General features: G+C 63.4%; 25 protein-coding genes. 10 read left to right on the plus strand and 15 right to left on the minus strand.

Annotated elements, in window-relative coordinates:
- The first annotated feature begins 51 nt into the window (after positions 1 to 51).
- Positions 52 to 984 (plus strand): ABC transporter ATP-binding protein, encoded by a 933-nt coding sequence (locus ACZ7GB_RS03420; RefSeq protein ID WP_472157651.1) that lies wholly within the window; start codon positions 52 to 54, stop codon positions 982 to 984.
- Here the strand turns inward: ACZ7GB_RS03420 and ACZ7GB_RS03425 are convergent.
- The 11 genes from ACZ7GB_RS03425 to ACZ7GB_RS03475 form a co-directional block, all read right to left on the minus strand.
- Positions 981 to 1,838, minus strand: coding sequence for an urea carboxylase-associated family protein (locus ACZ7GB_RS03425; protein WP_472157652.1), 858 nt, complete (start codon positions 1,836 to 1,838; stop codon positions 981 to 983). The two genes, ACZ7GB_RS03420 and ACZ7GB_RS03425, sit on opposite strands and share 4 nt — an antisense overlap.
- Positions 1,839 to 1,956: 118 nt before the next feature.
- On the minus strand, positions 1,957 to 2,133 hold the full coding sequence (locus tag ACZ7GB_RS03430) for a hypothetical protein (RefSeq protein ID WP_158522076.1): 177 nt from the start codon (positions 2,131 to 2,133) through the stop codon (positions 1,957 to 1,959).
- Positions 2,134 to 2,323: 190 nt separating this feature from the next.
- On the minus strand, positions 2,324 to 3,100 hold the full coding sequence (locus ACZ7GB_RS03435) for a succinate dehydrogenase iron-sulfur subunit (protein WP_472157653.1): 777 nt from the start codon (positions 3,098 to 3,100) through the stop codon (positions 2,324 to 2,326).
- Positions 3,101 to 3,117: 17 nt separating this feature from the next.
- Positions 3,118 to 3,405, minus strand: a complete 288-nt coding sequence (locus tag ACZ7GB_RS03440; RefSeq protein ID WP_078599504.1) for a hypothetical protein — start codon at positions 3,403 to 3,405, stop codon at positions 3,118 to 3,120.
- A complete protein-coding gene (gene sdhA / locus ACZ7GB_RS03445; RefSeq protein WP_472157654.1) occupies positions 3,405 to 5,210 on the minus strand; it encodes a succinate dehydrogenase flavoprotein subunit in 1,806 nt (601 codons plus the stop codon). The genes ACZ7GB_RS03440 and sdhA overlap by 1 nt, the downstream gene beginning before the upstream one ends.
- Before the next feature lie 13 nt (positions 5,211 to 5,223).
- Positions 5,224 to 5,616, minus strand: a complete 393-nt coding sequence (locus tag ACZ7GB_RS03450) for a succinate dehydrogenase, hydrophobic membrane anchor protein (protein WP_075776184.1) — start codon at positions 5,614 to 5,616, stop codon at positions 5,224 to 5,226.
- A gap of 11 nt (positions 5,617 to 5,627) precedes the next feature.
- A complete protein-coding gene (sdhC, locus tag ACZ7GB_RS03455) occupies positions 5,628 to 6,017 on the minus strand; it encodes a succinate dehydrogenase, cytochrome b556 subunit (protein WP_472157655.1) in 390 nt (129 codons plus the stop codon).
- A gap of 255 nt (positions 6,018 to 6,272) precedes the next feature.
- Positions 6,273 to 7,307: a MaoC family dehydratase gene (locus tag ACZ7GB_RS03460; RefSeq protein ID WP_472157656.1), complete on the minus strand. Its 1,035-nt coding sequence runs from the start codon at positions 7,305 to 7,307 to the stop codon at positions 6,273 to 6,275.
- A complete protein-coding gene (locus ACZ7GB_RS03465) occupies positions 7,307 to 7,510 on the minus strand; it encodes a DUF1737 domain-containing protein (protein WP_078546137.1) in 204 nt (67 codons plus the stop codon). The genes ACZ7GB_RS03460 and ACZ7GB_RS03465 overlap by 1 nt, the downstream gene beginning before the upstream one ends.
- Position 7,511: 1 nt before the next feature.
- On the minus strand, positions 7,512 to 8,063 hold the full coding sequence (locus ACZ7GB_RS03470; protein WP_078546135.1) for an NnrU family protein: 552 nt from the start codon (positions 8,061 to 8,063) through the stop codon (positions 7,512 to 7,514).
- Positions 8,064 to 8,075: 12 nt separating this feature from the next.
- On the minus strand, positions 8,076 to 8,936 hold the full coding sequence (locus tag ACZ7GB_RS03475; RefSeq protein ID WP_472157657.1) for an HpcH/HpaI aldolase/citrate lyase family protein: 861 nt from the start codon (positions 8,934 to 8,936) through the stop codon (positions 8,076 to 8,078).
- Positions 8,937 to 9,112: 176 nt separating this feature from the next.
- Between ACZ7GB_RS03475 and ACZ7GB_RS03480 the strand changes: the two genes are divergently transcribed.
- Positions 9,113 to 9,445 carry a hypothetical protein gene (locus ACZ7GB_RS03480; protein WP_216644087.1) on the plus strand — a complete coding sequence of 111 codons (333 nt, stop codon included), beginning with the start codon at positions 9,113 to 9,115 and terminating at the stop codon, positions 9,443 to 9,445.
- A gap of 9 nt (positions 9,446 to 9,454) precedes the next feature.
- Here the strand turns inward: ACZ7GB_RS03480 and ACZ7GB_RS03485 are convergent, their stop codons facing one another.
- On the minus strand, positions 9,455 to 10,198 hold the full coding sequence (locus ACZ7GB_RS03485; RefSeq protein ID WP_472157658.1) for a sulfite exporter TauE/SafE family protein: 744 nt from the start codon (positions 10,196 to 10,198) through the stop codon (positions 9,455 to 9,457).
- A gap of 225 nt (positions 10,199 to 10,423) precedes the next feature.
- Between ACZ7GB_RS03485 and mdh the strand changes: the two genes are divergently transcribed.
- Together mdh and ACZ7GB_RS03495 are read left to right on the plus strand one after the other, a co-directional pair.
- On the plus strand, positions 10,424 to 11,386 hold the full coding sequence (gene mdh / locus ACZ7GB_RS03490; RefSeq protein WP_078539780.1) for a malate dehydrogenase: 963 nt from the start codon (positions 10,424 to 10,426) through the stop codon (positions 11,384 to 11,386).
- Positions 11,387 to 11,455: 69 nt separating this feature from the next.
- Positions 11,456 to 12,715: a hypothetical protein gene (locus ACZ7GB_RS03495; RefSeq protein WP_472157659.1), complete on the plus strand. Its 1,260-nt coding sequence runs from the start codon at positions 11,456 to 11,458 to the stop codon at positions 12,713 to 12,715.
- Here the strand turns inward: ACZ7GB_RS03495 and ACZ7GB_RS03500 are convergent.
- Entirely contained in the window at positions 12,702 to 13,766 is a 1,065-nt protein-coding gene (locus ACZ7GB_RS03500; protein ID WP_078546117.1) for a glycosyltransferase family 2 protein, read from the minus strand. The genes ACZ7GB_RS03495 and ACZ7GB_RS03500 overlap by 14 nt on opposite strands.
- Before the next feature lie 235 nt (positions 13,767 to 14,001).
- Here ACZ7GB_RS03500 and sucC point away from each other — a divergent pair, with 235 nt between their 5' ends.
- From sucC to lpdA, 6 genes are all read left to right on the plus strand, one after another.
- Positions 14,002 to 15,195 carry an ADP-forming succinate--CoA ligase subunit beta gene (gene sucC, locus ACZ7GB_RS03505; RefSeq protein ID WP_078519722.1) on the plus strand — a complete coding sequence of 398 codons (1,194 nt, stop codon included), beginning with the start codon at positions 14,002 to 14,004 and terminating at the stop codon, positions 15,193 to 15,195.
- Positions 15,196 to 15,200: 5 nt separating this feature from the next.
- The gene (sucD, locus tag ACZ7GB_RS03510) at positions 15,201 to 16,088 is read left to right on the plus strand and encodes a succinate--CoA ligase subunit alpha (RefSeq protein ID WP_075776193.1); all 888 of its coding nucleotides are present in this window, start codon (positions 15,201 to 15,203) and stop codon (positions 16,086 to 16,088) included.
- Positions 16,089 to 16,640: 552 nt separating this feature from the next.
- Positions 16,641 to 19,598 (plus strand): 2-oxoglutarate dehydrogenase E1 component, encoded by a 2,958-nt coding sequence (locus ACZ7GB_RS03515; protein ID WP_078539784.1) that lies wholly within the window; start codon positions 16,641 to 16,643, stop codon positions 19,596 to 19,598.
- 4 nt (positions 19,599 to 19,602) lie between these two features.
- On the plus strand, positions 19,603 to 21,138 hold the full coding sequence (odhB, locus tag ACZ7GB_RS03520) for a 2-oxoglutarate dehydrogenase complex dihydrolipoyllysine-residue succinyltransferase (protein WP_472157660.1): 1,536 nt from the start codon (positions 19,603 to 19,605) through the stop codon (positions 21,136 to 21,138).
- 110 nt (positions 21,139 to 21,248) lie between these two features.
- Positions 21,249 to 21,641, plus strand: a complete 393-nt coding sequence (locus ACZ7GB_RS03525; RefSeq protein ID WP_078599511.1) for an MAPEG family protein — start codon at positions 21,249 to 21,251, stop codon at positions 21,639 to 21,641.
- A 48-nt stretch (positions 21,642 to 21,689) separates the two neighbouring features.
- Positions 21,690 to 23,078, plus strand: coding sequence for a dihydrolipoyl dehydrogenase (gene lpdA / locus ACZ7GB_RS03530; RefSeq protein WP_472157661.1), 1,389 nt, complete (start codon positions 21,690 to 21,692; stop codon positions 23,076 to 23,078).
- 69 nt (positions 23,079 to 23,147) lie between these two features.
- Here lpdA and ACZ7GB_RS03535 read toward each other — a convergent pair whose 3' ends face one another.
- Together ACZ7GB_RS03535 and ACZ7GB_RS03540 are read right to left on the minus strand one after the other, a co-directional pair.
- Positions 23,148 to 24,020 (minus strand): intradiol ring-cleavage dioxygenase, encoded by an 873-nt coding sequence (locus ACZ7GB_RS03535; RefSeq protein ID WP_472157662.1) that lies wholly within the window; start codon positions 24,018 to 24,020, stop codon positions 23,148 to 23,150.
- A 68-nt stretch (positions 24,021 to 24,088) separates the two neighbouring features.
- Positions 24,089 to 24,592 (minus strand): acyl-CoA thioesterase, encoded by a 504-nt coding sequence (locus ACZ7GB_RS03540; protein ID WP_078519729.1) that lies wholly within the window; start codon positions 24,590 to 24,592, stop codon positions 24,089 to 24,091.
- Between the last annotated feature and the right edge of the window lie 11 nt (positions 24,593 to 24,603).

Below are 24,603 nucleotides of genomic sequence, written 5' to 3' on the forward strand. Positions count from 1 at the left end.
CCGCGCCCTGAATTTGGGCTTCATTCTAGCAATCGCGAAAGGCGGGGCAAGTTGGAACAGCAGGCAATCGAAGTTACCGGGCTGCGCAAGACCTATGCAGGCGGCAAGAAGCAGGAACCGAAGGAAGCGCTGAAGGGGCTCGACCTGTCGATCCCGGAAGGCTCGATCTTCGGACTGCTGGGGCCGAACGGGGCCGGAAAGTCGACGCTGATCAATATTCTTGCGGGTCTGGTGAAGAAAACCGACGGGCGCGTCGTGATCTGGGGCTTCGATCAGGACGTGAACCCGCGCCAGTCGCGCGCCGCGATCGGGGTGATGCCGCAGGAACTGAACATGGACCCGTTCTTCACGCCGCGCGCGGCGCTGGAGATGCAGGCGGGCCTCTACGGCGTGCCGAAATCCGAGCGCTGGACCGACGAGATTCTCGAACTGGTGGGGCTGTCGGACAAGGCCGAGGCCTATGCGCGCAACCTCTCGGGCGGGATGAAGCGGCGGCTATTGCTGGCCAAGGCGCTGGTGCATCGGCCGCAGATCCTCGTGCTGGACGAACCGACCGCAGGCGTCGATATCGAGCTGCGCGCGATGCTGTGGCGCAATGTCCGCAAGCTCAACGAGCAGGGCATGACGATCATCTTGACCACCCACTACCTCGAGGAAGCCGAGGAGATGTGCGACGAGATCGCGATCATCAACAATGGCGAGCTGATCGTGCGCGACACCACACCGAACCTTCTCAAGCGGATGGACCGCAAGGCGCTGGTGGTCGAGCCGCGCAATGAGGTTAGCCAAGAGATTCGCCTGCCCGAAGGCGTCACCATGGAGACCCGCGCGGGCGGCCAGATGGCGTTTTCCTATTCGCGCGAGCAGACCTCGGCGGAAGATATCCTCGATGCGCTGCGCGCCGCTGATGTCGAGATTCGCGACATCGCGAGCGAACAGCCGGGGCTGGAGGAAGTCTTCGTCTCGCTGACCTCGAGCCGTTAAAGCCCGTGGCTGCGGTCGTAGGCGTTGGGCGCAGGCGGCGCCCAGCCTTCGGGCGCTGATTTCGGGCGGTAGATTTCGACGCCCAGCGGGTAGCAGGCGGCCATGTCCGAGCTGTGCTCGGACGAGCAATCCCCGCCCGGACAGGCCGAGAGCACGCCCAGTAGGTCGGTCTCCGCGAAGAATTCGAGATAATCGCCGGGGCGCACCGGGCTCGCCTTCATGAAATACTGCCCGGTGTCGCGGGTGAAGCCGGTGCACATGAAGACGTTGAGCACGTCATGCACCAGCGCCTCCGCCTCGCGCAGCGGCAGAGCGCGGGCCTCGGCCAGCGCACGGGTCAGGTTCGAATGGCAGCAATGGTGATACTGCCCGCCATCGGACAGCAGGCAATGCGTGTAGGGATCGCAGCGCGTGCCGATCACGTCATGGACCGCGCCGCCGAAGGCGTCGATGCCATACCAGTCGAGCGTATCCTCGGTGATCGACGCCAGCGGGCGCATCGTCGGAAAGCCCGACCACATCCGGTCGCCGCGGCTCAGATGCGTGCCATGCAGCGCGCGGGTCTTGCCGGAATAGAACCGCTCCGACAGATCCGCCGAGAACAGGTTCAGATCGCCCACCTGCGGCCCCTCGACCGAAGTAATGCGGAAGAAATGGCCGCCGGGCACGTCGAAAGCCAGCGCCTCGCGCGGGGGCACGCGCAGATCGGCGATCTTCTCCCAGCCCTCACGCGCGGCGCGATAGGCGGACAGGTCCGGTGCGGGCAGCGCATCGTTCGGATAGCAGATCACCGGCGCGATATCGCGGCGGGCTTGGGCGTCTTCGGGCGCGGCGTGCTCGGGCGTCGGATGCATGGGGGCTCCCTCCTTGTCGCCGCCACTCTGCCCTGCCCCGACCAAGAGCGAAAGGCGCAAAGAAAAACCCCGACCGAAGCCGGGGTAGTCACGACAGAACTATTCGGGAGGTCACCGCTCAAGCCGCGGTGTAATACTCGTACATCAGCTCGACCGCTTCGAGACCGTCGGTATTTTCGGTCTTCGCGGTCGGGATGAATACGGGCGTGGACTTCTCAGGGGTGTAGTAAGCCAGATGCTCTTCGGCCACCTGGATCGGTTGCGCCCCTTTGGGGAATTTGACGATGTCGACCATGGAACTCTCTCCAGTCACGTTTCGAGTTCCTCCCTGACACCCGATTTAGGGATTTTTCCGCGGATTCAAACCCAAAATGCTGCATGTGCGATATGCATTTGCCGCAACGCAGCAAAAAGGGCGGCTCGCGCCGCCCCTTCCACAAATCGTTGAGGGTGAACCATAGACTCACCCCAAAATATGCATCGGATCAGACGACCCGGTTGACCTGCATCCGCTTGATCTCGGCAACCGCTTTCGCCGGGTTCAGACCTTTCGGGCAGGTCTTGGTGCAGTTCATGATCGTGTGGCAACGATAGAGCTTGAAGGGGTCTTCGAGCTGATCGAGACGCTCTGCCGTCGCTTCGTCGCGGCTGTCAATGATCCAGCGATAGGCGTGCAGCAGCGCTGCCGGGCCGAGATATTTGTCGCCGTTCCACCAGTAGCTCGGGCAGGAGGTCGAGCACGAGGCGCACATGACGCACTCATACAGACCGTCGAGCTTTTTGCGGTCTTCGATCGACTGACGCCATTCCTTTTCGGGACGGTTCGTCTTGGTCTCGAGCCACGGCATGATCGACGCGTGCTGGGCGTAGAACATGGTCAGGTCGGGGATCAGGTCTTTCACCACCGGCATGTGCGGCAGCGGGTAGATCTTCACGTCGCCCTTGACCTCGTCGAGGCCGTAGATACAGGCCAGCGTGTTGATCCCGTCGATGTTCATCGCGCAGGAGCCACAGATGCCTTCGCGGCAGGAGCGGCGGAAGGTCAGCGTCGGGTCGATCTCGTTCTTGATCTTCAAGAGCGCGTCGAGAACCATCGGCCCGCACTTATCCATGTCGATGAAATAAGTGTCGAGACGCGGGTTCTCCCCGGTATCCGGGTCCCAGCGATAGATCTGGAACTTGCGGATATTCTTGCCATCCGGCTTCGGCCAGGTCTTGCCGACGCGGATCTTGGAATTCTTCGGAAGCGTGAACTGAACCATGGTTGGTCCCCTTTCCGTCAGTACGAATAGAGCGGCCGCGTGGGCATTCGGCCGGATTTTCTGAAAACGCAGGAGTCGTAGGCCGCAGAGGGATCGCCCTGCACATAGGCCCCGACATTGAGCTCGACCTTCAGGTTCGAGCGGAAGCCGTCATTGGTCACCCCCATGCCCGCCTCGCCCGAGATGGGCGGTTTGGGCGCGAACTGGGCGTAGCACTGGCGCTCGGCCTGCTCGACCGGAATAGGGCCGCAGGCGGCAAGGCCAAGCCCTGCCGCGAGAAGCCCATATGCCGGTGCGTGACGCATCAGTAGACCCGCTTCTTCGGCGCGATCTTCTTGATCTCGATCCCGCCCTGATCCTCGGGGGTCAGCGGGTCCATGTGGACCGGGCGGAAGGTCAGATCGACGTTCGCGCCTTCCACATGCATGATCGAGTGCTTGCGCCATTCGGTGTCGTCGCGATCGGGATAGTCCTCGTGGGCGTGCGCCCCGCGGCTTTCCTTGCGCGCCTCTGCCCCGACGATGGTCGCCAGCGCGTTCGGCATCAGGTTCTCGAGTTCCAGCGTTTCCATCAGGTCCGAGTTCCAGATCAGCGAGCGGTCGGTGACCTTGAGATCGTCGAGCTTGGCGGCGACCGCCTTCATCTTCTCGACACCCTCGGCCAGCGTCTTGTCGGTGCGGAACACCGCCGCATCCGCCTGCATCGTGCGCTGCATCTCGTCGCGCAGTTGAGCAGTCGGCGTGCCGCCATCGGCGTAGCGCACCTTGTCGAAGCGCTCGAAGATCGCGTCGATCTTGGCTTTCGGGATGACCGGGTTGGACGCATCCGCGTCGACGACCTTGCCAGCGCGGATCGCGGCGGCGCGGCCGAAGACCACGAGGTCGATCAGCGAGTTGGAGCCCAGACGGTTCGCACCGTGCACGGACGCCGAGCCCGCCTCGCCCACGGCCATCAGGCCGGGCACGATAGCATCGGGATCGCCCTCTTTCGGGTTGATGACCTCGCCGTGGTAGTTCGTCGGAATGCCACCCATGTTGTAGTGCACGGTCGGCAGAACCGGGATCGGCTCTTTGGTGACGTCGACGCCGGCGAAGATCTTCGCCGATTCCGAGATACCCGGCAGACGCTCGGCCAGGGCTTCCGGCGGAAGGTGGCTGAGGTTGAGGAAGATGTGGTCCTTGTGCTCGCCCACGCCGCGGCCTTCGCGGATCTCCATCGTCATGCAGCGAGACACCACGTCGCGCGACGCCAGATCCTTATAGGTCGGCGCGTAACGCTCCATGAAGCGCTCGCCTTCGGAGTTGGTCAGGTAACCACCCTCGCCGCGTGCGCCCTCGGTGATCAGGCAGCCCGAGCCATAGATGCCGGTCGGGTGGAACTGCACGAATTCCATGTCCTGCAGCGCGAGACCGGCCCGCGCGACCATGCCGCCACCGTCGCCGGTGCAGGTATGGGCCGAGGTGGCCGAGAAGTAGGCTCGGCCGTAACCGCCGGTCGCCAGCACAACCATCTTCGCATTGAAGACGTGCATCGTGCCGTCGTCGAGCTTCCAGCAGACGACGCCCTGACACTGCCCGTCATCGGACATGATCAGGTCGATTGCGAAATACTCGATGTAGAACTCGGCGTTGTTCTTCAGCGACTGACCGTAGAGCGTGTGCAGGATCGCGTGACCGGTGCGGTCCGCGGCGGCACAGGTACGCTGCACGGGCGGGCCTTCACCGTATTCGGTGGTGTGGCCGCCGAAGGGACGCTGGTAGATCTTGCCCTCTTCCGTGCGCGAGAACGGCACGCCGTAATGCTCGAGCTCATAGACGGCCTTGGGGGCGTGACGCGCGAGATATTCCATCGCGTCGTTATCGCCGAGCCAGTCCGAGCCCTTGATCGTGTCGTACATGTGCCACTGCCAGCTGTCCGGGCCCATGTTGCCCAAGGACGCGGCGATGCCGCCCTGTGCGGCGACCGTGTGCGAGCGGGTCGGGAAGACCTTGGTCACGCAGGCGGTGCGCAGGCCCTGTTCGGCCATGCCGAGCGTGGCGCGCAGCCCCGAGCCACCGGCGCCGACCACGACCACGTCGTAATTATGCGTTTCGTATTCGTAAGCAGCCATTATCTCGTCCCGTTCAGTTGCCCAGCAGAAGGCCGATGAAGACCATCTTGCCGAGTGCATAGAGTGCGGTCGCCATGATCACGTAAGCCAGCGAATGCATCGCGATCTTGGTCGCCTTTGCGGCGGTGCCGTGGATGTAGTCCTCGATCCAGATCTCGGTGCCCTTCGCGAAGTGGCGCATGCCGACGATCACGACCAGCGCGGTCAGGATGGCCGGGAAGGGCTTCGAGAAGGTCGTGATCACGGTCTGCTGATCGGCGCCGAGCGTAGTGCCGACGATATAGAGCCAGGTCGGGATCATGAAGGCGAGAGCGACGGCCGAGGCCGACATCCACCAGTGATGCTCGGGGCCGGTGCCCGAGGCGCCCTTGCCCACGGCGCGCTTGCGGTCGGTGAGGTAACGCATGAGGGCCTCCGTCAGAATTGGATGATGATGAGGGTCAGCACGGTCAGCACGACCGAACCGATGGAGCAGATCCAGCCGAGCATCTCGGCGGATTTGATGTCCATGTATTTACCCGCATCGAAGATGAGGTGCCGGATGCCGGCGAGGTAGTGATACCAGACGCCCAGCAGCGACAGGGTGAAGACGAGATCGCCGAACCACGAGGTCGCGATCGCGTTCACGAAGTTGAAGTAGTCGGGGCTGGTCGCGGCGGCGAGAAGCCACCAGACGAGCAGCAGCACGCCGACGATGATGCCGTTGCCGGTGATCCGCGTCATGATCGACGAGAAAGACGTCATCTGCGGGCGGTAAATTTGAAGGTGCGGGGAAAGCGGACGCTCAACCTGTTTCGCTTCAGCCATGATCGGTCCCTTTTCGCTGGGCTCGGCGCTCTCGTCGGCCTCTATCGGAGGCACGCGCTGGCGCGGAGCTGGCCGGAATTGGCTCTTTTAGTAGCGTAAATTTCTCCCAAGTCACGGGGGGCAAGCTTGAAAACCTGTCATTTACGCATAAAGAGCGGCGAAAAATTCGCTTTGTGATCACATAAATTCTGTGCGTGATCACATGTTAACGCTCGCGGGCGCCCTGCCCCCGCGAGTGAGTCTCTCGAGCCGGGATCAGATCGGCATCAACGCCCAGTAGTCGAGATCGAGCAGGACCTCGGGCAGGTATTTGCCGTCTTCTCCCTTATAGGCGAACTCGGGCGCGCCCTGCTTCACGGCGATCAGACGCAGACGGATCGCGCCCACACCGGGCGCGCCGGTCTCGGCCTTGTCGAGCACTTCCGACCATGCCTTCACCGTATCGCCCGAGAAGCAGGGATTGGCATGCGCCCCGCCATTGAGCGCCACGATCATCTGCGCATTCGCAAGACCGTTGAAGGACAGCGCGCGGGCCATCGAGATCACATGACCGCCATAGATCAGGCGCTGGCCGTCCTCGCGGAATGTCGCGTCGAAATGCACCTTGGCGGTGTTCTGCCACAGGCGCGTGGCGATCATGTGCTCGGCTTCCTCGATGGTGACGCCGTCCACATGGTCGATCTTCTCGCCAATCTCGTAATCGCCCCAGCGATGCGGCTCGCCTGCCAGATCGAAATCGTAGCCCTCGAAGCTCAGCCCCTCCGGGATCATCAGATCCGCAGGCGCCACGACCGATGCCAGATCGGGCAGCACGGTCTCGGGCGCAGGCGCATCCAGATTACCTTTGCGCACCATCACCCAGCGGACATATTCCAGCACGGTCTCGCCCACCTGGTTCAGCCCGCGGGTGCGGACATAGACCACGCCGGACTTGCCGTTGGAGTTCTGCTTGACCCCGATCACCTCGGATTCCGAGCGCAGCGTGTCGCCCGGATAAACCGGCTTCAGCCAGCGCCCTTCCGCATAGCCGAGATTGGCCACCGCATTGAGCGAGACATCCGGCACGGTCTTGCCGAACACCACGTGGAAGGCGATCAGATCGTCGAGGGGCGAGCCCTCCAATCCGCAGGCCGCCGCGAATTCGTCCGAGGAATAGAGCGCGTGGCGCGCCGGGTAGAGCGCGTGATAGAGCGCGCGCTCCCCTTCCGCCACGGTGCGCGGGACGGCGTGACGGATCACGTCGCCCAGCTTGTAATCCTCGAAGAAACGGCCCGGATTGGTCTTGCCCATCATTGCTCTCCCAGCTTCATGTCGGGGTGATACTCACCCTCGATCTCTTTGGTCACGGCCTGGGCACAGCGCATCACGCCATTCGCCTGATCGTAGGCATATTGCGGATCGCCATAGAGCACCCAGCCCTTGGACAGCGCGAGGCTGACCTTGTGACAGAAGGCCGAGGTGTCTTCCTCGGTCAGAAGGCGGTAGATCTGCATATCAGGCTCCGAACGGGTTGTGGCCGAACCAGATGTGGATCGAGGCGATCAGGCCGTAGAGGACCAGCGTCCCGACGATCCCGCCGATCTCCTTGCCCATCTTCACCTCGGGGGTGACCTTTGCGGGCTTCGACTTCTTGTTGATCAGGATGACCTCGACCACCGCCCAGGCGAGCAGACCGCCGAACAGGATGATCCCCGGCAGGGTCGGATTGACCAGAAGGTGCGCGAAGGCCCAAGTCTTCACGCCGGTCAGCTGCGGGTGACGAATCTTGCCGCTGAGCCAGAGCTTCATGCCCGAGACCGCGAACAGATAGACCGCGAAGATCATCAGCAGGTTGTTGATGCCCTTGAGCGCCGCGTTCGGCGTCCAGAGGTAGAAGACCGGATCGGCGGCGCGCCAGCCGACGAACATCAGAACGAGGCTGATCAGGAGGAGCGCGGCGACCATCGGACGCTCGGCCCCTTTGAGCGCGCGCCGGAAGCCCGGAAAGATCCGTTTTGCCAGATGTGCGAGCGACCAGATCAGGACGCCGAGGATGAGTAGTGCCATTGCGATTGCCTCTTAGCTGCCAAGCGCGGCAATCGCCTCCGCCTTGGCGAGGACTTGCCGCGCCGTGACGATATGCAGATTTTCGACGATCTTTCCATCCACGACCGCGACACCCTGCCCCGCTTTCTCGGCTTCCTCGAAGGCAGCGATCTGACGTCGGGCGAGGTCGATCTCGGCCTCGGAGGGCGCGAAGGCCGCATTGCAGACCTCGAGTTGCGCCGGGTGGATCAGGGTCTTGCCATCAAAGCCCATGTCGCGGCCCTGTTCGCATTCGGCCTTAAGACCTTCGTCATCCTTGAAGGCATTATAGACGCCGTCGACGATGATCTTTCCATGCGCTTTCGCGGCCAGCAGGCACAGGCCCAGCCCCGGCAGCATCGGCAGACGATCGGCGCGGAAACGGCTCCCGAGCTCCTTCGCGAGATCGTTGGTGCCCATCACCATGCCTTCGAGCCGCGGATATGCCGCGATATCGCCCGCGTTGAGCATCCCCAGCGCGGTCTCCATCATCGCCCAGAGCGGCACGCCCTGAATCAGATCGGCCACCTCCACGAGATCGGCGGGGGTCGAAACCTTTGGGATCAGGATCGCATCGACCTTGGCGCCGTTGCGGATCGCGTCGGCGAAGGCCAGCACATCCTCGCGCCCCCATTCGGTGTCGAGACCGTTGATCCGCACGATCTTCATGCGCGGACCGTAATCGACCTCGGTCAGCGTCTTTGCGAGTAGCGCGCGCGCGTTGGCCTTCTCGTCGATCGCCACGGCGTCTTCGAGATCGAAGATGATCGCGTCGCAGGCAAGCCCGGTGGCCTTCTCCAGCGCACGCTCTTTCGAGCCGGGAATGTAGAGCACGGAACGGGTCGGGCAGGCCATTTGATTCTCCATCTCGCAATTTTCTTTCGCCAAATCGCACGAATGAGACAGAATCGGCAAGCCCCGATTTGCCGCAACGCAGAAAAATCACAGCGTCCAGCGTTCCTGCGCCCCGACGTAAAGCTTTCTTGACAGCTGACCGGTCACTCTTTGATGATGCTCTCAGAGGGATCAAAATGCTGAACAAAACTTATGTGCTAACGCTCGGCCTGGCCGCAGCGATCGGCTTCGCACAGGCTTCTTACGGAGAGACGCGGGACCCGTCTGATCCGTCGCGCGCCTGCGGCAAACGAGATGAGATCGTGGCCAATCTCGAAGCGAAATATCACGAGAGCCGCCGCATGGTGGCGCTCTCCGCGAACAACTCCGTGCTTGAGATCTTCGCAGCCGAGGCCGGCAACTGGACGATCATCGTCACACCGGCGGATGGCGTGAGTTGCCTGATCGCCTCGGGCGAGGCGTTCGAGGAGCTCGACGGGACGCTCAAGGAAAAGGACGCGGCGCTCTAGGCGCCGCCCTCACCCGGTGATCGCTTGCTGGATCAGCTTCAGCGAGATCAGCAGAAGTGCCCAGATCACCACCTTGAAGAAGATCTCCGTGGGCATGCGCTTCACAAGCCAGACACCAAGGAATACCGAGGCCGAGGCAGGAACCGCTAGGATCAACGCGGTGCCGAGGCTGTCCCAGTTCACCTCGCCCAACGCGATGAAGGGGCCGAGTTTCGCAAGGTTCACATAGGTAAAGAGAACCGTCGCCGTGCCCGCAAAGACCTGTTTCGGCAGGTTCAGCGGGATTGTGTAGGCCTGAAAGGGCGGCGCGCCCGAATGGCTGACGAAGCTGGTGAAGCCCGCGATGGTGCCCCAGAACAGACCCGGTGCGACTTTCGCCTCCTGCCGCGCGCCATGCCGATGCCGGAACAGCGCGTTCAACGCGAAAAGCGCGCCGATCACCCCGATCATCAGCGTCACCCAGCGTTCTGACACGACCTCGGCTGTGGCCCAGCCAACGCCGATCCCGATCGTCGTGGCCGGGATCATGATCGCGAGCACCCGCTTGTCGAAATGCTTGCGATAGGCCCAGAGGCCGAACATGTCCGCGACGATATAGACGGGTAGCAACAGGCCCGCCGCCGCGACTGGGTCCATCACGATCGTCAGGACCGGGACCGAGATCGAGGCCGCCATCGGGATACCGCCTTTCGACAGCCCCACCATCACCGCGGCGAGCAGCGCCAGCGCCCAACCGAGCAGGCTCAACTCCATTCGGATGCTCCCTTCCCTGCGGGTCACAGAATCGCTCTGCCCCGTCTTGCCCCCTTGCTGACACGGCGCGTGACGAAACGGAACCGCGCGTCAGTGCGCGGAACCAGTTTCGGCATACGAGTGCATACAAACAGTGTCGCCGCAGCGCAGCGCCCTTGCCCTTTGCGAGCCAAAGGGCTACTCCACCTGCGATCTATTTTCCAATCCATCCACCCGGAGGACCAAATGGCCAGACCCAAGATCGCCCTTATCGGCGCCGGCCAGATCGGCGGTACGCTCGCCCATCTCGCCGCCATCAAGGAACTCGGTGACGTCGTTCTGTTCGATATCGCCGAAGGTACGCCGCAGGGCAAAGCGCTCGACATCGCGGAATCGGGCCCGTCCGAGGGCTTCGACGGCTCCTTCAAGGGGACCAACGATTACGCCGGTATCGCGGGCGCGGATGTCTGCATCGTGACGGCTGGCGTTCCGCGCAAGCCGGGCATGAGCCGCGACGATCTGCTGGGCATCAACCTCAAGGTCATGAAATCGGTCGGCGAAGGCATCGCAGCCCACGCACCGGACGCGTTCGTGATCTGCATCACCAACCCGCTCGACGCGATGGTCTGGGCGCTGCAGCAATTCTCCGGCCTGCCGGCCGAGAAAGTCGTCGGCATGGCTGGCGTTCTGGACTCGGCACGCTTCCGTCACTTCCTGTCGCTGGAATTCGGCGTCTCGATGCGCGACGTGAACGCCTTCGTGCTCGGCGGCCACGGCGACACCATGGTGCCGCTCGCGCGCTACTCGACCGTTGGTGGTATCCCGCTGCCCGACCTCGTGCAGATGGGCTGGACCACGCAGGAAAAGCTCGACGCGATCATCCAGCGCACCCGTGACGGTGGCGCAGAGATCGTGGGCCTGCTGAAGACCGGTTCGGCCTTCTACGCTCCGGCCACCTCGGCGATCGAGATGGCGGAAGCCTACCTGAAAGACCAGAAGCGCGTTCTGCCCTGCGCGGCTTACGTCAAAGGTGCGCTCGGCCTCGACGGCCTCTATGTCGGCGTGCCGACCGTGATCGGCGCCAAAGGCATCGAGAAGGTCATCGACATCAAGCTCAACAAGGACGAGCAGGCGATGTTCGACAAGTCGGTCGACGCAGTCAAAGGCCTCGTGGCCGCCTGCAAGGGCATCGACAGCACGCTCGCTTGATCGAAAGCCAGGACTGATCCAATCTTGGGGCGCGCCTTTACTGGCGCGCCCTTTGTTTTGGAGAGTGCCATGTGTTCCGCCCGTCTCGCCCCGTGCCTTGCCGTTCTTCTCGCCCTTTCACCGATCACCACGCATGCGCAAGACGGGCCGGTGACCGCCAAGATCGCGCGAAGCGAGGCACCTGCCGCCGATCCAATCTCGGCGCGGATCGGGGCAGAGGGGATCGCGCCGGTGCTCGCCGATCTGCAATCGCAGGACGCGCTTGACCCGAAGGACCGTTTCGCGCTCGGCGGGCTGGAATTCCTCGCGAGCCTCGAGGCGACGATGCGCTGGCAGCTGGAAGCAGGCGGCGCTCGTGTGCTGATGCCCTTCGTGGGCAACCTTCCCGGCAGGCGCGACGCGCCGCGCGAAACCTTCACCGCCGACGCGGTCCCGCGCGAAAGCGAGGCGCTGATCGCCGGCATGGATCGCGCCAAGACCGCGCTCGACGGGCTGGCCGATGGACCGGAGTTCGGTCTTGCGATCGACCTGAACGATCTCTGGTTTGACCTGAACGGCAATGGCACGCGTGACGACGGCGAGGACGCGGTGACGCTGTTGCGCGGCGCCTTCATGCCCCGCGCACCGGAGGCCGAAGCCGGTGCTTCGCGGATCGTGCGCTTCGACAATGCGGATGCGGCCTGGCTTTCGGCCTATACGCATCTGGTCTCGGGCGTGGGCGAGCTAATCTTGGCCTTCGACCCTGAACCGGCCATCGCCCGCGTGATGGCCACCTATGCGAAACTCGTGGACGCGCGCGACAAGGCGATGGGGACCGGGCAAGCCACGTCGCTGGACGGTCTGATGATGTTCAGCTTCATCGACCCGGCGGCGACGGTGCTCGATATGCTCCACCAGCAGCCCGATCCGACGCGCACCCGTGCCGCGCGGGATCATTGGCTGGCGATGATTGCGGATAACCGGCAGTTCTGGGATCTGGCTGAGGCCGAGACCGACAATCAGGCGGAATGGATTCCGAGCGACGCGCAGGATCAGGCGCTTGGCGTGGAATTTCCCGACGGTCTGGGAGAAACATGGCGGGGCGTGCTGAGCGATGGCGAGGCGCTGCTGACGAGCGAGAAGTCCTTCCCCTTCTGGCGTGTGCCGGTCGGGGTCGATCTGGGCGCGTGGCTGGAAAATCCCGCGCCGCTGCCGCTGACCGGAGTGGTTCAGGGTTGGGCCCTCGATCCCTATTTCACCGACACGCCGATGCTGACGCCCGAGAACTGGACGCGCTTTTCGCGGTTGGTTGGCGGACGCACCGGCATGATGATGTTCACGCTGAACTGACGAGCGGCTCCGGGTCGAAGCCGAATTCCTCGCGCAGCCGCGCGATCAGCTCGGCCTCATGGAGAAGCAGCGCGCGATCGAAGGCGGCTGGCGAAAGATCGACCTCGTCGCCGAACAACGCGCGGGTCTCAGTCGCGATCTTCACTTCGGGTCGGATCAGCAGCTCGTGGGTTTCCAGCTCATCGGCCTCGTAATCGCGCATCCCCTGCACCTCCCACCAGAGGCTCATCAGCTCGGCGGGATCGGCGGCGCGCTCGGCGGCCGCAGCGAATTGCGCCTTGCGGGACCCGACATAGGGCACTGGCTGCCCCTGCACCTTGGTCGTGGCGCGGCGCAGCATCTTGAGGAGGAAATGCAACGGCGTCAGCCCGTCGAAATGCATCAGCCGCCCGTTATAGCTGGGCCGATAGGGAAGATCGTTTTCCTTGCTGTCCCAGTCTTTCAGCGGGAAGTGCACCCCGATCGCATAGCCGCGCCTAGCCCGCACGATGGGTTTCCCGGCGACATGGCCCGCGAGACCCTTCTTCAGAAAGCGCGACCGGAGGCCGTAGAACATCAGCCCGTCCTCCTGAAATCCGTCCCAGCGTCGCCTAAAGACACCGCTGAAAATATCCGGGCCCAGAGTGCGGTCGAGATAGCAGCGTTCGTCGACCTCCAAGCGCAGCCACGCTTTCTGCTCCCCCGTCTTCGCCAGCTCCCATTCGAGCGGGCGCGCGAGGCTCACGAACTCGTCCGCGTCGCAATGGATCATCCAATCCAGGTTGGTCTCGTTCAGCGCGCGGGTCGCATTGTATTTCTGGCGGCCCTGATGGCGCGCGGGGCGTTTCTTGCGCCAGCTTCGCGCCCAGTCGTCATCGCCGGAATGGTGAATGAACGCTCCATCGACCGGGTCGAGCAGCGCCTCGGCTTCGGGGTTCGGGCGGTCAAAGAAGACGTGGACCTCGCTCGCGCCGATGCTCAGATGATGCGCGACATAGGCGGCCACCAGCGCCGCGGGCTCGTCCACCGTCGCCACCACGCCCCAGCGCGGCATATCTTGCCCTTGCGTCATCTAAATCCGGTTCCTGCCGATGCCCTCTGCGCAGATAGGTTCAATTAACCGAGTCGTGCCAGTGCTCCCATGCCACAGCGCAGCATTTTCCGATTTGTGATCACACCTTTCCGTGCTGTGATCACGTATGTCGCTTTTTCCGGGCGAGTGGGGCAGAATGTCGCGATTTCGGTTTGTCCGCCCCGCTTAACAGCCTAGAACCCCCTCAAATCGCACCAGCATGGGGTATCCAAGGATGAATATCCACGAATATCAGGCCAAACAGCTTCTCAAGAGCTATGGCGCACCGGTCTCGGACGGCCGCGTCGTCCTCAAGGCCGAAGAAGCGAAGACCGCAGCCAGCGAACTCGATGGTCCGCTCTGGGTCGTCAAGGCGCAGATCCACGCAGGTGGTCGCGGCAAGGGCCACTTCAAGGAAGCCGAAGCCGGCGAAAAGGGCGGTGTCCGCCTCGCCAAATCGGTCGAAGAGGCTGAAACGCTCGCCAAGCAGATGCTCGGCAAGACGCTCGTGACGCACCAGACCGGCCCGGCGGGCAAGCAGGTCAACCGCATCTACATCGAAGACGGTTCGGACATCGAGCGCGAACTGTATCTCGCTCTGCTCGTCGACCGCGTGACCTCGCGCGTCTCGATCGTCTCCTCGACCGAAGGCGGCATGGACATCGAGGAAGTCGCGGCGAACACGCCCGAGAAAATCCTCAGCTTCTCGATCGACCCGGCCACCGGCTACCAGCCGTTCCACGGTCGCCGCGTCGCCTTCTCGCTCGGCCTCGAAGGCCCGCAGGTGAAGCAGATGGTCGGCCTTCTCGGCAAGCTCTACCAAGCCTTCGTCGAGAAGGACATGGAGATGCTCGAGATCAACCCGCTGATCGTCATGACCGACGGCAACCTCAAGGTTCTCGACGCCAAGCTCGGCTTCGACGGCAACGCCGTCTACCGTCACTCGGACATCGCCGCGCTGCGCGACGAAACCGAAGAAGACAGCAAAGAGCTCGAAGCGTCGAAATACGACCTCAACTACATCGCGCTCGACGGTGAGATCGGCTGCATGGTGAACGGCGCTGGCCTCGCAATGGCCACGATGGACATCATCAAGCTCTACGGTGCGGAGCCGGCAAACTTCCTCGACGTTGGCGGTGGCGCCACGAAAGAGAAAGTGACCGAAGCGTTCAAGATCATCACCTCGGACAAAAACGTCAAAGGTATCCTCGTGAACATCTTCGGCGGCATCATGCGCTGCGACATCATCGCCGAAGGCGTGATCGCCGCGGTGAAGGAAGTCGGCCTCGAAGTGCCGCTGGTCGTCCGCCTCGAGGGCACCAACGTCGAAAAAGGCAAGGAAATTATCGCGAATTCCGGCCTGAACGTCATCGCCGCCGACAACCTGTCGGATGGCGCAGAAAAAATCGTCAAAGCGGTGAAAGGCTAAGAATCATGGCAGTTCTCGTCAACGAAAACACCAAGGTCATCTGCCAGGGCTTCACCGGCTCGCAGGGCACCTTCCACTCCGAGCAGGCAATCGCATACGGCACCAAGATGGTCGGCGGCGTGACCCCCGGCAAAGGCGGCCAAGAGCATCTCGGCCTGCCGGTCTTCAACTCGGTCCACGAGGCGAAAGCCAAGACCGAAGCGAACGCCTCGGTTATCTACGTTCCGCCGCCCTTCGCGGCTGACTCGATCCTCGAAGCGATCGACGCGGAAATGGAGCTGATCGTCTGCATCACCGAGGGCATCCCGGTCCTCGACATGATGAAGGTCAAGCGCGCGCTGATCGACTCCAAGTCGCGCCTGATCGGCCCGAACTGCCCCGGTGTCATCACGCCGGATGCCTGCAAGATCGGCATCATGCCCGGCCACATCCACAAGCGTGGCTCGGTCGGCGTCGTGTCGCGTTCGGGCACGCTGACCTATGAGGCGGTCAAGCAGACCACCGATATGGGTCTGGGCCAGTCCTCGGCCGTCGGCATCGGCGGTGACCCGATCAAGGGCACCGAGCATATCGACGTGCTCGACATGTTCCTCGACGACCCGGAAACGGAATCGATCATCATGATCGGTGAGATCGGTGGTTCGGCGGAAGAAGAAGCCGCGGAATTCCTCGCCGAGCAGAAGAAGAAAGGTCGCTGGAAGCCGACCGCTGGCTTCATCGCCGGCCGCACGGCCCCTCCCGGCCGCCGCATGGGCCACGCCGGCGCGATTGTCGCGGGCGGCAAAGGTGATGCGGAATCCAAGATCGAAGCCATGAAATCGGCTGGTATCGTCGTCGCAGACAGCCCCGCCACGCTGGGCGAAGCTGTGATGAAAGCGATCAAGGGCGAATAAGCCCTATTGAGACAGGCGGGGTCGCGGCGCACGCGGCCCTGCATCCCGACCAAGGAAAGGACCGGACCCATGTCGCTGCGGATCGCACGGCGCGCCTCCCTCCCCGTTTCGGGGACGGTCGCATGCGCCCTGCTTGAAAGCAGCGACGGGGGCCGGTCTTTTTCTGCGGCTGAGCGCGTCGCCAAACGCACCGGAAAGCCCGCCCCTGGCGGCCTCGCTCCGGTCGCGGGCGTCCGCTCACCGGTCGCAGTTCAGACTGCGCGCATCCCTGCCCTGCATGGAAGTCCTGACATCAGCACCTACATCATTGACCCAGAAGGCAATATGCCCGGGACGACAGGTGCCGGTTTCGGAGTATCCGTGATGACCCCGCGCGCGAAGGAAAGGACCCTACATCATGTCCCGTTCCACCTCTGTATCCGTCGCGGGGGCGTTCGCGCGCTGCGTGACCCCGCCACCACACGCGCCCAGCGTTTAGCCAACCGTTCAATGGGCCGCTGATAGACGTTCGAGTTCCACAGATCCCTGTTTCACCGACCGAAGGTGAGGAAAATGACCGACCAATCCCCCAACGACCAGTTCAATGCCTCGCAGTTCCTGCAAGGCGCGAATGCCGAGTATGTCGAGCAGCTCTACGCCAAGTTCGCCGAAGATCCGTCTTCGGTCGATACCGCCTGGGCTGCCTTCTTCGCCTCGCTCGGTGATCCCGATCAGGACGTGAAGAAATCCGCCGAAGGCGCAAGCTGGGAGCGTCGCGACTGGCCGCCGGTGGTCGCCGACGACCTGACCGCCGCGCTGACCGGCGAATGGCCCGCCGCCCCTGCCGAGGGAAAGGCCGCTGGCGACAAGATCAAGAAGAAAGCCGCCGAGGCTGGCGTTCCGGTCGATGAAGCCGCCGTTAAGCGTGCCGTGCTGGACTCGATCCGCGCGCTGATGATCATCCGCGCCTACCGTATCCGGGGCCACCTCGCCGCCGATCTCGATCCGCTGAACATGCGCGAAACCGGTCAGCATCCGGAGCTCGATCCGAAGAGCTACGGCTTCACCGATGCCGACATGGATCGCCCGATCTTCATCGACAACGTGCTCGGCCTCGAGATCGCCTCGATGCGCCAGATCATGGATATCGTGAAGCGCACCTATTGTGGCACTTTCGCGCTACAATACATGCACATCTCCGATCCCGAGCAATCGGCCTGGCTGAAAGAGCGTATCGAAGGCTACGGCAAGGAGATCACTTTCACCAAGACCGGCCGCCGCGCGATCCTCAACAAGCTCGTCGAGGCGGAAGGGTTCGAGAAGTTCCTGCACGTCAAATACATGGGCACCAAGCGGTTCGGCCTTGATGGTGGCGAAGCGCTGATCCCCGCGATGGAGCAGATCATCAAGCGGGGCGGTCAGCTCGGCCTGCAAGAGGTCGTGGTCGGCATGCCCCACCGCGGTCGCCTCTCGGTCCTCGCCAACGTGCTGCAAAAGCCCTATCGCGCGATCTTCCACGAATTCCAGGGCGGCTCGTTCAAGCCCGAGGACGTGGACGGCTCCGGCGATGTGAAATACCACCTCGGCGCTTCCGCCGACCGTGAGTTCGACGGCAACAAGGTCCACCTGTCGCTGACCGCGAACCCCTCGCACCTCGAGGCGGTGAACCCGGTCGCGCTCGGCAAGGTCCGCGCCAAGCAGGACCAGCTGGCCGACCGTTCGGACCGCTCCAAGGTGGTCTCGGTGCTGCTGCACGGGGATGCGGCCTTCGCCGGTCAGGGCGTCGTGGCCGAGTGCTTCCAGCTCTCGGGCATTCGCGGCCACCGCACGGGCGGCACGATCCACCTCGTCGTGAACAACCAGATCGGTTTCACGACCGCGCCGCACTTCTCGCGCACCTCGCCCTACCCGACCGATCTCGCACTGATGGTGGAAGCTCCGATCTTCCACGTGAACGGCGACGATCCGGAGGCAGTCGTGCACGCAGCCCGCGTCGCGACCGAGTTCCGCCAGAAGTTCCACAAGGACGTGGTCATCGACATCTTCTGCTACCGCCGCTTCGGTCACAACGAGGGCGACGAGCCGATGTTCACCAACCCCGTGATGTACAAGTCGATCAAGACCCACAAGACCACGCTGCAGCTCTACACCGAGCGTCTCGTGGCGGACGGCCTGATCCCCGAGGGCGAGATCGAGGATATGAAAGCCTCGTTCCAGTCGCACCTCAACGAGGAATTCGAAGCCGGCAAGGTCTTCAAGCCGAACAAGGCCGACTGGCTCGACGGTCGCTGGTCCGGCATGGAGCAGGAAAAGAGCGAATACGAACGCGGCACCACCGCGATCGCGCCCGAGACCTTCGAAGAGGTCGGCAAGGCGCTCGTGACCGCGCCCGAAAAATTCGCGCTGCACAAGACGGTCGGGCGTCTGCTCGACAACAAAAAGCAGATGCTAGAGACCGGCAAGGGCTTCGACTGGGCGACCGCCGAGGCACTGGCCTTCGGCTCGCTTCTGACCGAGGGCTACCCGGTCCGTCTGTCGGGTCAGGATGCCACGCGCGGCACCTTCTCGCAGCGCCACTCGGCACTGGTCAATCAGGACAACGAAGACCGCTACTATCCGCTGAACAACATCCGTGAGGGTCAGGCCCGCTACGAGGTGATCGACTCGATGCTCAGCGAATACGCGGTGCTCGGGTTCGAATACGGCTACTCGCTGGCGGAACCGAAGGCGCTGACGCTCTGGGAAGCCCAGTTCGGCGATTTCGCCAACGGCGCGCAGATCATGTTCGACCAGTTCATCAACTCGGGCGAGCGGAAATGGCTGCGCATGTCGGGCCTCGTCTGCCTGCTGCCGCACGGCTTCGAAGGTCAGGGCCCCGAGCACAGCTCGGCCCGTCTGGAGCGTTTCCTGCAGCTGTCGGCGGAAGATAACTGGATCGTTGCGAACTGCACGACGCCGGCGAACTACTTCCACATCCTGCGCCGCCAGATCCACCGCGACTTCCGCAAGCCGCTGATCCTGATGACGCCGAAATCGCTTCTGCGTCACCCCAAGGCGGTCTCGACCACGGAAGACTTCACCACCGGGTCCAGCTTCCACCGCGTGCTGTGGGACGACGCCCAGCGCGGCAACTCGGAAATGGAGCTGAAGTCCGACGACAAGATCAAGCGCGTCGTTATGTGCTCGGGCAAGGTCTATTACGACCTGCTCGCACAGCGCGACGAACGCGGGCTGGACGATGTCTACCTGCTGCGTCTGGAACAGTTCTACCCGTTCCCCGCGCAGGCCGTCACCAAAGAGCTGACCCGCTTCAAGAATGCCGAGATCGTCTGGTGCCAAGAGGAGCCGAAGAACCAGGGCGCTTGGTTCTTCGTCGAGCCCTATATCGAATGGGTCCTCGCCAAGATCGACGCGAAACATGCCCGTGCGCGCTATGCAGGCCGTGCAGCTTCCGCCTCGCCCGCGACGGGTTTGGCAAGCCGCCACAAGGCCGAGCAAGACGCGCTCGTCAACGATGCACTGGAGGGTTGAATAGATGTCCACTGAAGTCCGCGTTCCCACGCTCGGAGAGAGCGTCACGGAAGCTACCGTCGCCACCTGGTTCAAGAAGCCCGGCGACACGGTGGCCGCAGATGAGATGCTCTGCGAGCTCGAAACCGACAAGGTGACCGTCGAAGTGCCGAGCCCCGCGGCCGGTACGCTTGGCGAGATCGTGGCCGCTGAGGGCGAGACCGTCGGCGTCGATGCGCTTCTCGCGACGATCGAAGAGGCCGGCGCCAGCCCCGCGCCGAAGAAAGAAGACAAACCGGCGGAAAAACCCGCCCAACAGCCCCAATCGAATGAGGGAAAAATGACCGACGTGATGGTGCCCAGCCTTGGTGAATCGGTCACCGAGGCAACTGTGTCGACGTGGTTCAAGAAGGTCGGCGACACGGTCGCGGCCGACGAGATGCTCTGCGAGCTGGAAACCGACAAGGTCTCCGTCGAAGTGCCGTCTCCCGCGGCTGGCGTTCTCAAGGAGATCGTCGCCGAAGAAGGCGCGACCGTCGATGCCTCGGCCAAGCTCGCAGTGATCGCCGAAGGCGAATCCGGTGGCGCCTCCGACAGTGCCCCCGCGAAGGAAGAGGCCAAATCCGAAGCCCCCGCCGAGAGCGGCAGCAAGGGCGGCAAGGATGTCGAAGACGCGCCCTCCGCCAAGAAGCTGATGGCCGAGAAGGGTATCGACCCGGCCTCCGTTCAGGGGTCTGGCAAGGACGGCCGGATCATGAAGGAAGACGTGGCCAAGGCCGAAAGCGCGCCGAAGCAGGCATCGGTCAACGTCGCCTCGACGCCCTCGCAGGCGCCGCGTGGCCCGGTCAATGCCGATGACGCGTCGCGCGAAGAGCGCGTGAAGATGACCCGCCTGCGTGCGACGATCGCCAAGCGCCTCAAGGACTCGCAGAACACCGCCGCGATGCTGACCACCTATAACGAGGTGGACATGTCGGGCGTGATGAACCTGCGCAACGAGTACAAGGACCTGTTCAACAAGAAGCACGGCGTGAAGCTCGGCTTCATGTCCTTCTTCGTGAAGGCCTGCTGCCACGCGCTCAAAGAGGTCCCGGAAGTCAACGCCGAGATTGACGGCAACGAGGTGGTCTACAAGAACTACGTCCACATGGGCGTGGCCGTGGGCACCCCGAACGGGCTCGTCGTTCCGGTCGTGCGCGATGCCGATCAGATGAGCTTCGCTTCGATCGAGAAGACGATCGCCGAGATGGGCACCCGCGCCCGTGACGGCAAACTCTCGATGGCCGAGATGCAGGGCGGTTCGTTCACCATCTCGAACGGCGGCGTCTACGGCTCGCTGATGTCCTCGCCGATCCTCAACCCGCCGCAATCGGGTATCCTCGGCATGCACAAGATCCAGGAACGTCCGATGGTCGAGAACGGCCAGATCGTCATCAAGCCGATGATGTATCTCGCGCTGAGCTACGACCACCGTATCGTCGACGGCAAAGGCGCCGTGACCTTCCTCGTGCGCGTCAAGGAAGCGCTGGAAGACCCGCGCCGCCTGCTGATGGACCTGTAAGACCGGGACGAAGGCGGCAGCCCCCTGCCCCTTCCTCTTGATCCAAATATCCTCGGGGGGTCCGGGGGGCAGACAGCCCTCCGGTCCGCCCTCTCCACCGGGAGCGACCCATGACCCCCGAACTCACCGTGCTCATCCTCGCGATCCTGCTCCATCTGGGGCTGATGATCGCCTATTCGGTCAAAGCGAATACGGAACTCGGCACGAAATACCCCGTCTCTCCGCGCGACAAGACGCCGCCACCGATCTCGACCCTGCTCGGTCGGATTCAGCGCGCGATGAACAACTCCTTCGAGGGGCTTATCCTCTTTGCCCCCGTCGCGCTGGTCATCGGCCTGACCGGGCAGTCGAGCGCCGCCACTGCGGCCTTTGCCTGGATCTTTCTGATCGCGCGGGTTCTCTACATTCCGTCCTATCTGCTGGGCTGGGTGCCGTGGCGCTCGCTCATCTGGGGCTTTTCCTTCTTCGCAATTCTGGCGCTGGCGATTGCCGCGCTGATCTGACCTCCCGGCGCGAGGCCCCCTCGCGCCCCAATCCAAGGAGCAAGAACAATGGCTGACTATGATGTGATCGTGATCGGCGGCGGCCCGGGCGGCTATGTCTGCGCCATCCGCTGCGCCCAGCTGGGCCTGAAAACCGCCTGTGTCGAAGGCCGTGACAGCCTCGGTGGCACCTGCCTCAACGTGGGCTGCATCCCCTCCAAGGCGCTGCTGCATGCCACGCATCAGCTGCACGAAGCCGAGCATAACTTCGCCAAGATGGGCCTGAAGGGTAAATCGCCTTCGGTCGATTGGAAGCAGATGCTGACCTACAAGCAGGAAGTCATCGACGGCAACACCAAGGGCATCGAGTTCCTGTTCAAGAAGAACAAGATCGACTGGCTCAAAGGCTGGGGCTCGATCCCGGAAGCCGGCAAGGTGAAAGTGGGCGAGGACGTCCACAACGCCAAGAGCATCGTGATCGCGACCGGCTCCGAACCCTCTTCGCTGCCGGGCATCGAGATCGACGAGAAAACCGTCGTGACCTCGACCGGCGCGCTGTCGCTGAACAAGATCCCGAAGTCGATGGTCGTCATCGGTGCGGGCGTCATCGGTCTGGAAATGGGGTCGGTCTATGCCCGTCTCGGCGCGGATGTGACCGTCGTGGAATATCTCGACGCGATCACCCCCGGCATGGACGGCGAGGTCTCCAAGAACTTCCAGAAGATCCTGTCCAAGCAGGGCCTGAAATTCGTCATGGGCGCCGCCGTTCAGGGCGTCGACGTGAAGAACGGCAAGGCCACGGTGAACTACCAGCTGCGCAAGGATGAGAGCAACGCCTCGATCGAAGCCGAGACCGTCCTCGTCGCGACCGGCCGCAAGCCCTACACCGATGGTCTGGGCCTCGAAGGCGTAGGCGTCGAGATGCTGCCGCGCGGTCAGGTGAAAACTGACGCGCATTGGCAGACCTCCGCGAAGGGCATCTACGCCATCGGCGACGCGGTCACCGGTCCGATGCTCGCCCACAAGGCCGAAGACGAAGGCATGGCGGTCGCCGAAGTCATCGCGGGCAAGCATGGCCACGTGAACTACGACGTGATCCCGAGCGTGATCTACACCACCCCGGAAGTCGCCTCGGTGGGCCAGACCGAAGAGGCGCTCAAGCAGGACGGCCGCACCTACAAGGTCGGCAAGTTCTCCTTCATGGGCAATGGCCGCGCCAAGGCGGTGTTCCAGTCGGACGGCTTCGTGAAGCTGATCGCGGATAAGGAAACCGACCGCATCCTCGGCTGCCACATCATCGGCCCCGGCGCGGGCGACCTGATCCACGAGATCTGCGTGGCGATGGAGTTCGGCGCCTCGGCGCAAGACGTGGCGCTGACCTGCCACGCCCACCCGACCTTCTCCGAAGCCGTGCGCGAAGCCGCGCTCGCCTGCGGCGACGGCGCGATCCACGCCTGATAGGCCAAGGGTCGTGAGAAATGCGAAAGGGCGCCCCGCGGGGCGCCCTTTTTTTGGCCGTCGAAAGGCTCAGCTGTCCTTCTCGGGCACCAGATCGTCCGGCGTCCAATCGCCAGACCCGGAGGGGCCCATGCCACCCGCATCGCCCGGCGGCGGGCCGGGAGGGGCTCCGTTCGGGCCGCCTGCGCCGCCCGGACCACCATTGCCTGCCTCGCTCACCGCATCCGGGTTCACGCCCACCAGGAGCTGCGCCACATACCCCTCGCTCTGCTCGCGCAGCGCTGCATAGGCACCATCGCCTGCCTGTTGCGCCATCCCGTCACTTGCGTTGATCGTGTCGCGGGTGCTTTCGCGCGTATAGGGCGCGATATTGTCATAGAGATACTGGCTCAGCGCATCGGGGAAAAAGATTTGCGAGGTCAGCACGGTCACCTCGTCGAGGAAAACCTTGTAATGGATGTGAGTCGTGCGCCCGCGATACCAGCCCGGATAGATCGTCTGGAATTGCACAAGCCCGCCCGCTTCCGTCATCTGCGTGCCGCGCAGGAAGGTTTGGCCGGTGGTGTCGAGCGTGGCCTCGGAGCCTTGGTTCGCATAGCCTGAATAATTGCCCTCGGCGTCGCAATGCCAAACATCGACGCGCGCGCCTTCGATCGGGGTGCAATCGGAATTGACGACCTGCATCTGCAATACCAGCGGAATGCCCGTCCGGTCCTCGGTAATGTCGGCGCGCACCAGATTTGGGTCGATATAATAGGGGCCTTCGGTGACTTCCGGCATCACCAGACAGACATTGGGCGCAATCAACCCGGCGGCCGTTGCGGCAGAACTGGCTTCGGCGCGCGCGGCCAGCGGAAACGTCGCAGCACCAGCAGCGACCGGAGAGGCCGCGAGCGCGCGCAGAAGGTTTCGTCGGGAAAGATTGGGGGAGGTTTGTCTCATGCGTGAATTCCTTTCGCAGGTTCAACGCATCGGACCACCCGTTTCCGTCTTTCACCGTTGCGTGAGGCCTACCCCTCGCCGTGATCCGCCGCCGCGTCCATCTTGGCGGCGAATTCACGGCGCAGTTCGCGGCGCAGTTCGGCGGCGCGCCAGCGGTGGCGCTCCTCTGCGGTCTCCGCCTCCAGCTTCGGCACCGCGGCGGGTTTGCCGTCCTCGTCCACCGCGACCATGGTGAAATAGCAGCTATTGGTGTGCCGCCGCGTGCCTGCGGTGATGTTCTCGGCCTCGACGCGGATGCCGATCTCCATCGAGGTGCGGCCCGTGTGGTTCACGCTGGCGCGGAACGTCACCAGCTCGCCCACGTTGATCGGCTGCTGGAAGGTCACCTGATCGACCGACAGCGTCACCGCGTAGCGCTGCGAGTAGCGCGAGGCGAGCGAGAACGCGACCCGGTCGAGCCAGTTCAGCAGCGCGCCGCCATGCACCTTGCCGGAGAAATTCGCCTGATCGGGCGTCATCAGCACGGTCATCACGAGGCGCTTGCGGTCCTCGAAGCTCAGCGTTTCGGTCATGTTTTTTCCTC

Source organism: Thioclava sp. PTB-PU3-1, assembly GCF_055666785.1.

Excerpts from the sequence above, each read along its gene's own strand:
- ACZ7GB_RS03425 (WP_472157652.1), bottom strand. The coding sequence starts at position 1,838 with ATGCATCCGACGCCCGAGCACGCCGCGCCCGAAGACGCCCAAGCCCGC.
- ACZ7GB_RS03430 (WP_158522076.1), bottom strand. The coding sequence starts at position 2,133 with ATGGTCGACATCGTCAAATTCCCCAAAGGGGCGCAACCGATCCAGGTG.
- ACZ7GB_RS03435 (WP_472157653.1), bottom strand. The coding sequence starts at position 3,100 with ATGGTTCAGTTCACGCTTCCGAAGAATTCCAAGATCCGCGTCGGCAAG.
- ACZ7GB_RS03440 (WP_078599504.1), bottom strand. The coding sequence starts at position 3,405 with ATGCGTCACGCACCGGCATATGGGCTTCTCGCGGCAGGGCTTGGCCTT.
- sdhA (WP_472157654.1), bottom strand. The coding sequence starts at position 5,210 with ATGGCTGCTTACGAATACGAAACGCATAATTACGACGTGGTCGTGGTC.
- ACZ7GB_RS03450 (WP_075776184.1), bottom strand. The coding sequence starts at position 5,616 with ATGCGTTACCTCACCGACCGCAAGCGCGCCGTGGGCAAGGGCGCCTCG.
- sdhC (WP_472157655.1), bottom strand. The coding sequence starts at position 6,017 with ATGGCTGAAGCGAAACAGGTTGAGCGTCCGCTTTCCCCGCACCTTCAA.
- ACZ7GB_RS03460 (WP_472157656.1), bottom strand. The coding sequence starts at position 7,307 with ATGGGCAAGACCAATCCGGGCCGTTTCTTCGAGGATTACAAGCTGGGC.
- ACZ7GB_RS03465 (WP_078546137.1), bottom strand. The coding sequence starts at position 7,510 with ATGCAGATCTACCGCCTTCTGACCGAGGAAGACACCTCGGCCTTCTGT.
- ACZ7GB_RS03470 (WP_078546135.1), bottom strand. The coding sequence starts at position 8,063 with ATGGCACTACTCATCCTCGGCGTCCTGATCTGGTCGCTCGCACATCTG.
- ACZ7GB_RS03475 (WP_472157657.1), bottom strand. The coding sequence starts at position 8,936 with ATGGCCTGCCCGACCCGTTCCGTGCTCTACATTCCCGGCTCGAAAGAG.
- ACZ7GB_RS03480 (WP_216644087.1), top strand. The coding sequence starts at position 9,113 with ATGCTGAACAAAACTTATGTGCTAACGCTCGGCCTGGCCGCAGCGATC.
- ACZ7GB_RS03485 (WP_472157658.1), bottom strand. The coding sequence starts at position 10,198 with ATGGAGTTGAGCCTGCTCGGTTGGGCGCTGGCGCTGCTCGCCGCGGTG.
- mdh (WP_078539780.1), top strand. The coding sequence starts at position 10,424 with ATGGCCAGACCCAAGATCGCCCTTATCGGCGCCGGCCAGATCGGCGGT.
- ACZ7GB_RS03495 (WP_472157659.1), top strand. The coding sequence starts at position 11,456 with ATGTGTTCCGCCCGTCTCGCCCCGTGCCTTGCCGTTCTTCTCGCCCTT.
- ACZ7GB_RS03500 (WP_078546117.1), bottom strand. The coding sequence starts at position 13,766 with ATGACGCAAGGGCAAGATATGCCGCGCTGGGGCGTGGTGGCGACGGTG.
- sucC (WP_078519722.1), top strand. The coding sequence starts at position 14,002 with ATGAATATCCACGAATATCAGGCCAAACAGCTTCTCAAGAGCTATGGC.
- sucD (WP_075776193.1), top strand. The coding sequence starts at position 15,201 with ATGGCAGTTCTCGTCAACGAAAACACCAAGGTCATCTGCCAGGGCTTC.
- ACZ7GB_RS03515 (WP_078539784.1), top strand. The coding sequence starts at position 16,641 with ATGACCGACCAATCCCCCAACGACCAGTTCAATGCCTCGCAGTTCCTG.
- odhB (WP_472157660.1), top strand. The coding sequence starts at position 19,603 with ATGTCCACTGAAGTCCGCGTTCCCACGCTCGGAGAGAGCGTCACGGAA.
- ACZ7GB_RS03525 (WP_078599511.1), top strand. The coding sequence starts at position 21,249 with ATGACCCCCGAACTCACCGTGCTCATCCTCGCGATCCTGCTCCATCTG.
- lpdA (WP_472157661.1), top strand. The coding sequence starts at position 21,690 with ATGGCTGACTATGATGTGATCGTGATCGGCGGCGGCCCGGGCGGCTAT.
- ACZ7GB_RS03535 (WP_472157662.1), bottom strand. The coding sequence starts at position 24,020 with ATGAGACAAACCTCCCCCAATCTTTCCCGACGAAACCTTCTGCGCGCG.
- ACZ7GB_RS03540 (WP_078519729.1), bottom strand. The coding sequence starts at position 24,592 with ATGACCGAAACGCTGAGCTTCGAGGACCGCAAGCGCCTCGTGATGACC.